8 protein-coding genes are annotated in these 10,770 nt (G+C 67.3%); all 8 read left to right on the forward strand.

Annotated features, from left to right (window positions below; genetic code table 11):
• Nucleotides 1-620 precede the first annotated feature (620 nt).
• The 8 genes from VML93_RS17300 to VML93_RS17335 all read left to right on the forward strand — a co-directional run bounded on the left by VML93_RS17300 (nucleotide 621) and on the right by VML93_RS17335 (nucleotide 10,749).
• Complete coding sequence (locus VML93_RS17300; protein WP_325612498.1) at nucleotides 621-1,529, forward strand: hypothetical protein; 909 nt, start codon at nucleotides 621-623, stop codon at nucleotides 1,527-1,529.
• Between the two features lie 95 nt (nucleotides 1,530-1,624).
• Nucleotides 1,625-2,110, forward strand: coding sequence for a hypothetical protein (locus tag VML93_RS17305; protein ID WP_325612500.1), 486 nt, complete (start codon nucleotides 1,625-1,627; stop codon nucleotides 2,108-2,110).
• A gap of 21 nt (nucleotides 2,111-2,131) precedes the next feature.
• A complete protein-coding gene (locus VML93_RS17310) occupies nucleotides 2,132-3,028 on the forward strand; it encodes a hypothetical protein (RefSeq protein WP_325612502.1) in 897 nt (298 codons plus the stop codon).
• Between the two features lie 68 nt (nucleotides 3,029-3,096).
• Nucleotides 3,097-3,588: a hypothetical protein gene (locus tag VML93_RS17315; RefSeq protein WP_325612503.1), complete on the forward strand. Its 492-nt coding sequence runs from the start codon at nucleotides 3,097-3,099 to the stop codon at nucleotides 3,586-3,588.
• A gap of 10 nt (nucleotides 3,589-3,598) precedes the next feature.
• Entirely contained in the window at nucleotides 3,599-5,104 is a 1,506-nt protein-coding gene (gene eccB, locus VML93_RS17320) for a type VII secretion protein EccB (RefSeq protein ID WP_325612511.1), read from the forward strand.
• Entirely contained in the window at nucleotides 5,101-9,321 is a 4,221-nt protein-coding gene (gene eccCa, locus VML93_RS17325) for a type VII secretion protein EccCa (protein WP_325612505.1), read from the forward strand. The genes eccB and eccCa overlap by 4 nt, the downstream gene beginning before the upstream one ends.
• Nucleotides 9,322-9,570: 249 nt before the next feature.
• Nucleotides 9,571-10,071 (forward strand): hypothetical protein, encoded by a 501-nt coding sequence (locus VML93_RS17330; RefSeq protein ID WP_325612507.1) that lies wholly within the window; start codon nucleotides 9,571-9,573, stop codon nucleotides 10,069-10,071.
• Between the two features lie 117 nt (nucleotides 10,072-10,188).
• A complete protein-coding gene (locus tag VML93_RS17335) occupies nucleotides 10,189-10,749 on the forward strand; it encodes a hypothetical protein (protein ID WP_325612509.1) in 561 nt (186 codons plus the stop codon).
• Nucleotides 10,750-10,770 lie beyond the last annotated feature (21 nt).

Raw genomic sequence — 10,770 nt, forward strand, 5'->3', positions numbered from 1 at the left:
GGAGGCGTCACATGACTTGAACCGCAACATCTTTCCCTCACTCCGCGCCGACCCAGTATGCGGCGGATCCTCGTCGGCCTCGAGGTCGTTCGTCCTCGCTACGCTGCGGGCGCTCCACCTCCGACCCCGACTTGCGGTCCAACCGCCCTCAACACGGAGCGGAAGTGAAGATCGAACAACGAATGAAACAACCAACGGATCCACCCTTTACCGGGGGTCCCCAACACAGATAAGGGGGATGGGGAAACGGGTCTGTGCTGCAGACACCGCGCCCCTGACTACCAATGACAGCAAACTATGCGCACTCGATGGCCACCGGCCGGAGTTTGCTGACGCCTGCGTCCGTACCCCCGATCGGCGCCAACAAGATGCCGCACTGACGAAAAACGCTGAAATTGGAGGTTATTGTGACTGGATCTGGTCAGATCGATCCCTGGGGGGCCACCTGGGCCCGACCGGTTCCGACGCCGACGATGCCGGCGCCGAGCCCCTGGGAGCCACATCAGCCTGGTGTCGGGTGGCAACTGGCGCCGGTTGCCGCGTGGCCGCCGCCTAACGCGCCCAGGAATCGCAAGCCGCTGTTAATCACGTTGGCCGCGGGCTGTGCCGTGATCGTCGTCGTGGCAATCGTTTTGGTGATCACTCTGGCCGTTCGGGGTGGTAGCAAGGCCGACGGGTCAGCGGGCGATGCGGTCAAAGGATACTTGGAGGCGCTGGCCCGCGGGGACGCCGAGGCCGCGTTGTCCCACAGCAATGACCTGCCCGCCAGCAAGGAGTTCCTCACCGACGAAATCCTGAAAAAGCAGATCGCACAATGGCCGATCACCAACATCAGGATTCTCAACGACGATTCGACGGCAACCGGTTCAATCGGCTTTGCCATGGTGCACGTGGTCGCCAACTTCGGCGATAAGGTCTCCGACACCAACCTGGAGGTGAAGAAAGAGCACGGCCACTGGAAGCTCACCACGGCGGCGATCAAGGTCACGGCCAGTCCGGGCGCATCGTCGGGCAACGCCGCCGCCAAGACGCTGACACTGTTCGGCAAGCCGATCGGTGACTCCACGGCCTATGTATTTCCTGGTTGGACCGAAGTCGGCAGCACCAACGCGTATATAGCCGTGACGGCCAAACCCCTTCTGCTCGAACAACTCTCCAGCGTGACCGGGCGCTGGATGGATGCGACTTTCGCGCTGTCGGATGCGGGACGCGACGCGGCCAACGCGCAGCTGGTCGCGGCGATGACCAACTGCCAACGGTCCAACCTGCTGGCACCCCCGGGCTGCCCGATCCGCCTGAGTCCAGCGGGCTACGTCGACGGCACCGCCGAGTGGGGTACGGCCGACCTGAGCGAGGTCAAGATGGAGAACTTCGACCCCTACCGTCTGGTGTTGCGGTTCTTCGGCGAAGTCAAGGTGCCGATAGCCGTCAAGACCACCAGCGGTGGGACCAAGCAGGGCACTGTGTCGAAGTTCCTGTCGGGAGATGCCGATATGGCCAAGACACCACCGGAACTGACCTTCCGGTAAAGCGATCGTCGCCGTCAACAAGAATTGGGCCGCCGACGGGATCCAGCGTTCGTTTGCTGCCGCAGTGGTTGGGGCTGCGGGTTTATTCTTGCCGGATGAGCGGCGTGAACGGCTATCTCAGACAGGTGGATCTGCTGTTGAGTGCCGGCTGTGCGGTCTTCCCGAACGGCGCCGGGGTGCCGGCGATCGAAGGGGCGGCGGAGCCTTCCCATCAAGCGTCCCCGCCGGACAGCGGCGGGCTTGCTGAGGCACTCGAAGCGGCCGCCGCCGGCTACCGGCAGGCCGGCGCCCGGATCGTCGCGCTGAGCGAGGCGCTTCGGCAGGAGCTGAACGACGCTGCCGTCGAAGCGCAGCGCGGGCGTGACGCCGCGATTGCGATCCGCGGGTCCGCGCGCTCGCAGGCGGCGGCGATCGCGCCCGGCACCGAGGAGCCGGATGGACTGGGGCTGCTGGTGTCGACCATGGACGAGCGGCTGGCGGCCATGCAGGGTGAGCTTCGGGCCAGCCGTGCGCGGCTGCAGCAGGCTGCCGCGCGAATCCTGCGGCAGAGCCAGGAGCTGGCTGAGATCGTTCCGGAGTAGCGCGAGCCTTAGTCTCGTCGCATGGTCAACAACGGGGTCGCCGGAAGGGCGAAGGCAGCTCTCTTTGTCGTAGTTGCCCTGGTGGCCGTCGGATGCGGCTTCAAGGCGACCGCGAATCCGGGGGCGACGGCGTCGTCCAGCGTGGCACCGGTCCCGCCGGCAGTGGTCATCAGCGAGCCCGCCCGTGGGTCGGAATCCGTGACCCGGCTGAAACCAGGTTCTCCGATAATGCTGAGCGACGAACCGGCAGCAGCGGTGTGTATTGCCGGCTTCTACATCGATTACCCGGACCCCAACCATCCCGGCCAACGGCTACTTGGCTTTATCACCGCCGCGCAGTGCGCCGAGCGAGGCATGCACACTCCAGTCTTCGTGATGAAGGACGAGGCCGGCGGGCAGCGGCCCAGCCGGATAAAGGTCGGCGAGATAACGCACGTCGCCCCAGGCGACCCGGTCCCAGCGATCGCCGGTGAGCCGTGGACGATGCCGAGCCTTTCCCTCGCCGTATTCAGCTCAGGTCGCGCTGGCTGGGCGTTCCCCGTGGGCGTCATGATCAACGAACAGGTGCCGCCAACCGGGATTGTGCAAAATCCGGAGCTCGCCGAACAGAGCAATGCGCCTGCGAAGTGGCGCAGCGACTTCGGGAATGTTGTGACCGGACACGTGCTCGACCCGGCGTCCACACCGGAGCTGAGGGACATTCCCGCCGGTGTCGCACGCGTCGTCGTCGCTGCAGACGACGCAGCGAGTCCCATCGATCAGTGGGTGTGCGGGTCGCCGGTGACAGTGGACCTGGATGGCGTGACCGAGAACCTTGGCGTAATCACCGCTGTCGACGAGACCAGGCACTGGGTGGTGGTCGACCTCATGAATCCGGTCATCGCGGATCAGCATGCGCGTCTCGTCACGACGAGGTGACGCGAACTCCCCGCGTCCGCCCCTTTTTGGTGTGGTTGTCGCTGGTGGCGAGCGGTTAAGTTGGTCGGGTGGCGGGCTCCATCAATGCATATACGGCGCAGGTTGACCGTGTTCTGGGTGCGGGACAGGGCCTGTTCGCGGCCGCTGCCGGCGTCGAGATAGGGGGTGCGGTGACGTCGGCGCCTGACACCCCGGGCCTGACCGGCGACCTCAACGAGGCCGCCGAGCGGTATCGCCGCGGTAGCGCCGGCCTGAGCCAGCTGGATGCCGACACCACCGCCGCCGCCCACGAAGGCCGCGACGAGGCGCAGCGCGGCCACGCCGCCGCGACCGCAGCCATGGAAACCGCGCACGCACAGGCCGCCGCCATCACGGGAACCAGTGGCTCACCTGCGGGCGTGCGACTGCTGGTGTCGCGCATGGACGAACGCCTGGCGGCCATCCAGAACCAGATCGCCGACACCCAGGCGACCAACCGGGTGCTCGCACTGCGCCTCCGGCAGGTCGCGGCGCAGTACCGACAGACCGGGGCTGAGGACCGAAAGGTGCACGGTGGCTGAGCACGAAGGGCTGGGCACCGAAGAGCGGCGCCGGCTGGGCCGCGGCCTGGGCTTGGCGTCGCGGGTCCAGGTCACCGCGCACCAGTTCATGGCGCGCCGCGCCGCACTCGGGCTGACCCGGCGCCGGGTGCGGATGGAGTCCGAACCCGGCCGTCGTCAGTCGATGGCGCTCCTGGCGTCGATCACGCTGACCACGGTGGTCTGTCTGGGCGCGTTGTTCTGGTCCTACATCCGCCCGGCCGGCTCGATCGGTGAGTCGGCGATCATCGAAGACCAGTCGTCGGGCGCGCTGTACGTGCGGGTAAGCCAAACCCTTTATCCGGTACTGAATCTCGCGTCGGCGCGGCTGATCACCGGACGCGCGGACAACCCGGTGCGGGTGCGCCGCAGCGAGATCGACTCCCGGCCAAGAGGCGCGCTGGTGGGCATTCCCGGCGCACCGAACGACCTGTCGGCGACGACGCCTGCGCACGTGTCCTGGCTGGTCTGCGACAGCGTGACCAAGGCGTTCGGGGCCGGTGCGCCCGAACCGGTGACGGTGACGGTGATCGACGGCCAGCCCGAGCTGGGTGATCACCGGCGGGTGCTGGACAAGCCGGATGCCTTGTTGCTGCGCTACGGCAACGACGTGTGGCTGATCCGCGACGGACGCCGGTCGAAGGTGGACGTCAGTCAGCGCCCGGTGCTGCTCGCCCTGGGTGTGCCCACCGACGCGGTGGCCACGGCGCGCCCGATGAGCCGCGCGCTGTTCGACTCGATCCCGGTGGGGTCGGCGTTGACGGTGCCGGTGATCCCGGGCGCCGGCCAGCCGGCCGGCTTCCCGCGGGCGCCGGGGCCGGTGGGCACGGTCCTGGTCACGCCGCAGGTGGGCGGTGCCACCACGTATTCGGTGGTGCTGACCACCGGGGTGCAGACCGTCTCGCCCGTCGTCGCCCAGATCCTGGCCAACGCCAGCGGCGCGCCGATGCAGACGGTGGCGGGCCCGGCGCTGGCGGCGATGCCGGCGGTCAACACGCTCGACATGTCGGTGTACCCGGATCAGCCGTTGCATCTGGTGGACACCGAGGCCAACCCGGCGACCTGCTGGTGGTGGCAGAAGACGCCGGGAGAGGCGCGGGCGGTGACGTCGGTGGTCTCGGGTGCGACGATCCCGGTGCCGTCCGGACGGGCCGACCGGGTGGTGGCACTGGTCAAGGCCGACAAGTCGGGCTGGCAGGCCGACCGGGTGTTCTTCGGCTCCGATTACGCCAATTTCGTCGTCAGCACCGGCAACGATCCGGCGTCGGCGACCAGCGAGTCGTTGTGGTGGGTCTCGGAGTCGGGGGCTCGCTTCGGCATCGCCCACGATCAGGACACGGTGCGCGCGTTGGGACTTTCCACCCAGCCGAGCCCGGCGCCGTGGGCGGTGCTGCGACTGCTGGCGCCCGGACCGGAGTTGTCGCGCGAAGACGCAATGGTGCGCCATGACGCCTTGCCGGTGGACCTGAATCCCGGAGAACTGGAGAGGCCACGATGAAGCTGGGTTTTGCCCGCAGCGAAGCCGTTCCGCCGCCGACGGACATCAAACCAGAGCCGGTGGCGTTGCCGACGCCGCTGAAAGTGCCGCCGCCAGAAGGCAAGCCGTGGTGGATCGTGGTACTGGGCATCGGCGCGGTGGGCCTGGTCCTGGGCATGGTGGTGGTGTCGTTCGCCAGCGGGGCGCGCACCTACAACGGCACGTTCGCGCTGTTCCCGATCTTCACCATCGGCACCGTGGTGGCGATGATGTTCGGCGGTCGCATGAGCGGCGGCGCCCAGCACATGTCGCGCGGCAAGATGGACGCCCTGCGGGCCCGTTTCTTGCTGGTGATCGACGAACTGCGGGAACGGGTGGGCCGCTCGGCCGACGACATGGACCAGAACTACCGCTGGTACCACCCGGCCGCGGCGACGCTGGAGGCGTTGGTGGGCGGCCCTCGGATGTGGGAACGCAGCCCCGGCGGCAAGGACAGCTGGTTCGGGGTGGCCCGGGTCGGGGTGGGCATGACCGCGTTGGCTGAGGCGGGCGCGGTGTCGTTCAGCGAGCCGCAGGACATGCCGACCGATGTCGAGCTGGAGCCGGCGACCGGCAAGGTGTTGCAGGAGTTTGTGCGCTACCAAAGCGTGGCATACCGGACGCCCGCGCTGATCTCGCTGCTGGTGGAGCCCGGCTATCACCTGACCGGTGACCGGAACCGGGTGCTGGCGCTGATGCGCGCGGTCGTGTGCCAGCTGACCTGCTTTCACGGGCCCGACCATCTGCAGGTGATGGTGGTCACCGACGATGCGCCGCAATGGGATTGGGTGAAGTGGCTGCCCCACGTCGGGGATCCGCAGCACGAGGACGCCGCCGGTCCGGTCCGGATGGTGTACGCGTCGGTGTCGCAGTTCGGTGAGTCACACTACGACACCGTGTTCCGCCGGCGCGGTGCCTTCGCCGCGCGGCACGCCGCCAAACGCGAACCGATCGACCCGATTCCGCACACCGTGATCATCAGCGACATCGACGGCGCGGGCTGGTCCGGTTTGACCGGTCACAACGGCGTCGCCGGGGTGACGTTCTTCGACCTGCGCGGCGGGCTGGTGGCCTGCCAGAGCCCGGCTCGGCTGCTGCGCATCGACGAGCGCGGGGTGATCGAGGCCGTCCCGCGCGACGCGTCCACCTGGGCTGCGCACGTCGAGGAGGCGGGAACGTTCTTCGCGGTGGCCGATCAGCTCAGCCGGGACGAAGCCGAGCGGTTCGCGCAGCAGATGACGCGGTGGCGGCTCGCCGAGGCCTACGAGGCCATCGGGGCCGAGGACACGATGGGGCACCGGCCGCGAGACATCATGTCCTACTACGGAATTACCGACGCTGCGAACATCGACTTCGCCAAACTGTGGGGGTCGCGCTCGGATATCAACTCCCCGGAGATGCTGCGCATCCCGTTCGGGAACCGCACCGACACCGGCGAGCTGCTGGTGCTGGACATGAAAGACATGAACTCCGGCGGCGACGGCCCGCACGGGGTGATGTCGGGCACCACCGGCTCCGGCAAGACGACGGCGTTGCGCACCGTGATCGAGGCCATCATGCTGGGCCACCCGCCGCAGAACGTGCAGATGGTGCTCGCCGACTGCAAAGGCGGCTCGGGCGTCAAGCCCTTCGAGAACACCCCGCACGTGGCGCACGTGATCACCGACCTCGAGGACGACCAGGCGCTGATCGACCGGTTCGTGGATGCGATGTGGGGCGAGATCGCGCGGCGCAAGGAAGTGTGCAACGCCGCGGGCGCCGACGACGCTTACGAGTACAACCTGATCCGCTCCGACGAGGGGCGCAAAAGCGCAGAGGGCCGCAACGGTGCCGTGCTGCCGCCGCTTCCGGCGCTGGTGGTGGTGCTCGACGAGTTCAAGGAGTTCTTCCGGCTCAAGGCCGACGCGCAGGAGGTGCTCGACCAGATCTGCCGGCAGGGCCGGTCGTATTGGGTGCATCTGCTGATGGCCAGCCAGGACATCGACACCCGCGCCGAAAAGCTATTGGAAAACGTCGGCTACCGGTTGGTGTTGCGCGCCAACACGTCGGCGAGTGCGTCGGCGGCCGGAGTGCCGGCCGCGGTGAACCTGCCGCGCGAGGTCGGGCTGGGCTACCTGCGGCTGGGCGCGGCGGAGAACCTGACCAAGTTCAAGACGGAGTCGCTGTGGCGTGATTATCGCAAACCCGGCCACGAGGCCGACGACGTCGGCGACTTCTCCGCCGTCGGGGTCGATTACGTTGAGCCGCAACTGTTTACCACCGACGTGGCTGCGCTGCCGGCACCGGTCGAGCCGCCGCGCCCCCCGCAGGAGGCTCTGTCGGACCCGTTGGACGACAACCCGGACGATGAGTCGGGCGACGCGCTGCGCAAGCCCAAGGTGGGGCGGGTGATCATCGACCAGCTGCGCCAGATCGACTTTCAGCCCTACCGGCTGTGGCAGCCGCCGCTGGACCAGCCGCACACCATCGACAACATCGTCGAGATGCGGCTGGGCCGGCCCTGGGACGCCGCCTACGCCGCCAGCCCGGATCTGGTGTTCGGACTCGGGATCATCGACCGGCCCTACAAGCACGACCAGCAGCCGCTGCTCGTCGACACCTCCGGCGAGGCGTCCAACCTGGTGATCATCGGCGGACAGGGATCGGGCAAAACCACCACCTTGCAGTCGCTGATCTGCGCGGCGGCCATGACACATACGCCCGAGCAGGTGCAGTTCTACTGTCTGGCCCTGTCGTCGCCCGCGCTGGGCACCGTGGCCGAGCTGCCGCACGTCGGCGGCGTGGCCTACGGCCTGGACGAGGACGGGCTGCGGCGGACCCTGGCCGAGCTGGTGGAGTTGCTCGGGCAGCGGCAGCGCAGCTTCCCGCGCTGCGGGGTGAGCTCGGTGGAGGAGTTCCGCCGCCGCAAGTTCGGTGACTCGCCGGGCGAGGTGCCCGACGACCCGTTCGGCGATGTGTTCCTGGTGGTCGACAACTACGGCGCGCTCAGCAGCCAGACGTCCACCCTGCGCAACAGGGAATTCCTGGTCGACCAGGTCAACAAGCTGATCATGGAGGGCCGCAGCTTCGGCATCCACGTGATCGCCTCGGTGTCGCGGGATCTGGAGCTCACCCCGGCGGTGCGCTCGCTGTTCCCGGCGCGTATCGAGCTCAAGCTGGCCGCCTCCGAGGACGCCCGGCTGCTCAAGCCGCTGCTGGCCGCCAAGGTGCCGGCGGGCCGCCCGGGCCGCGGCATGGTCGCGCAGAACTATGTGCGATTGGGCGCCGACCCGGTCGGGCTGCACACGATGATGGCCCGCCCGGCGCTGCGTGGTACGCCCGAGACGGAGTTCGAGTCGGTCAGCGTGGTGGCCGCGGTGCAGCGGCTGGCCGGCCGGTTCCGGCCGGCGCCGCCGGTGCGACGGCTGCCGGACCGCATCGACCTGCCGGCGCTGCGGAAGGTGGCCGCAGAGCAGAACAGGGCCGGAATCGTTTGGGGCATGGACGAATTCGCAGCGCCCGTTGCGATGGATGTGAGCCGTTACCCGTACCTGGTGGTCACCGGCCGGGCCAAATGCGGCCGTACCACGGCGTGCGCGACGATCATGAACGAGATCAGCCGGGTGTACGCGCCGGGCGGTTCCAAGGCCGGCCCGCCGGCGGGGGATCGGCCGTCGGCCCAGGTGTGGCTGGTCAACCCCGGCCGGCAATTGCTGCGGGTGCTGGGCAGCGAATATCTCGAGCGGTTCACCTACCGCATCGACGAGGTGGAGACCCTGGCCAACGAGCTGGCCCAGATTCTGGCCCAGCGACTGCCGGAGCGTGGCCTGTCGGTGGAGGAGAGCCTGGCGCACCGGTGGTCGGGCCCGGAGATCTTCTTGATCGTCGACGACGCCGAACTGTTGCCACGCGGGTACGACGCGCCGTTGCGGCCGCTGGTGGACGCGGCCAATGCGGCTGCCGATGTCGGGCTGCGGATCATCTACACCCGCCAGTTCGGCGGCTGGGCCGGCGCGATGGCCGGGGATCCGCTGCTGTCGGCGATGCTGCAGGCCAACGCCCCGCTGCTGGTGATGGACTCCGACACCGAAGAGGGCTACGTGCGGGCGCGCTGGCGCGGCCATCCCATGTCGACCGGGCGCGGCTTCTTGATGACGACGGCCGAATCGGGCACCTACGTGCAGGTGGGTTGGGTGCCGGTCGCTCAGCAGGGCGACTGAGACGCACGCTTCGTTAGAAGGGTGCGCCGGCGGCCAGCTTTTTCGGTCCAGCGCTTCATCGGCGGACCACGCTCAGTGGCGTGGAATGATTTGCTGATGGAAGAGGACCTCACCGAGCAGAAGCGCGATGCGAATGTGCGCCCGGCCTAAAGCCATACCGAAATGGCGCTCCCATCACAGACGCGCGGCTATCTGCAGCGGACCAACAAACGGTTCTCGCGACGAGTAGCGATTTGTATCGCCCTCTTCGTGAGCGGCGATATCGCCATCGGCATCAGTGTTCACGCGAGGCCGGTAATGCCCGCTCCCGTGTGGCTCGGCGTCGTCCTCATCGTCTTGAGCGTGCTGCTTCCGCTCAGTTGGGTATTCAAATTCAAGGCGGCGGCCAAGAAGGAACAGGCACTGCGAGAGGTCGGCACCGTTGAACTGCTGAGGGTCTCTTCAGCTTATGTACACGGGGGTGAGCAGATCGATACTTGGGACCTCACTTGTGAGTTGCAGATCCGCCTGGACAGTGGCAATACGTTTCGCGGGTCCTATCGCACATCCGTCGAGGACTGGCGGTTGCGCAAGGACTTTGGCCCGCTCGACACATGGTTTTGTGTCGGCCGTAGCATGCGCTGTCTGTACAACCCGACAAATCCCGACAAAGTGATTGCCTTCCGTCATGCCGTTCGGGGTGACAAGGTCAGCTACAACGAACTCACTAACACCGGGCTGGACCATCTCTCGTTCTATTCGGCGACATAACGCCCGTCGGTTGTCGTGCAGTGCGGCATATCCGAAACGATGACCGTCGCATAGCCGGTTTGAGCAGCTTTATCGTCAGCGACGACGGATATTGTGCGACTTCAGTACGGAGCCTCGATGCTGCGAACATCAAGGTGCATCTTGGTTCTGCTGGTGTGCGGTGTGCTCACGGCGGCCTGCCACGGTGCGCCGCATGCTCCGTCGGCAACCGGGAGCGGCTTGGCTAAGCCCGACCAGTCGAGGGTCTTCTTCCCGGGGACGGTGGATACCTACGCTCTGACGCTCACGCAGACCGACCGGGGTACCTGCAATCTGCGGCTCACCCAGGCCGACAGCGACCCCGAGATCGGGTCGGCTCTGGTCAAATACGGTCTGGTCGCGTGGTCCGACAGGATTATTGAGGGTATTGCCGGTCAAACCCCAGGCATGCTGCTCACTCGCAGCGAGCGCGACGGGGTGACGCTCTTCGACTTCACCGGCACCAATGAGACCGTCTGTGGGAGCTTGGTTGTCGCCAAAACCAACCTCGTCATCGGACCGATCACCGTCGGGGCCGGCGCCCCCGGTCTGCCCACCTCCACACCGATAGTGACTGTCTCTTTGAGCGCACCTCCAGGCAGCAACTGTGGCGAGATCGCCAAACAGGCTGCGCTCGCCGCCGTCAAACGTGCGACTTGAGGTATGGACTGTCTCAGTCGA

Origin of the sequence: Mycobacterium sp., from assembly GCF_035499775.1 — a bacterium.
GTDB lineage: Bacteria > Actinomycetota > Actinomycetes > Mycobacteriales > Mycobacteriaceae > Mycobacterium.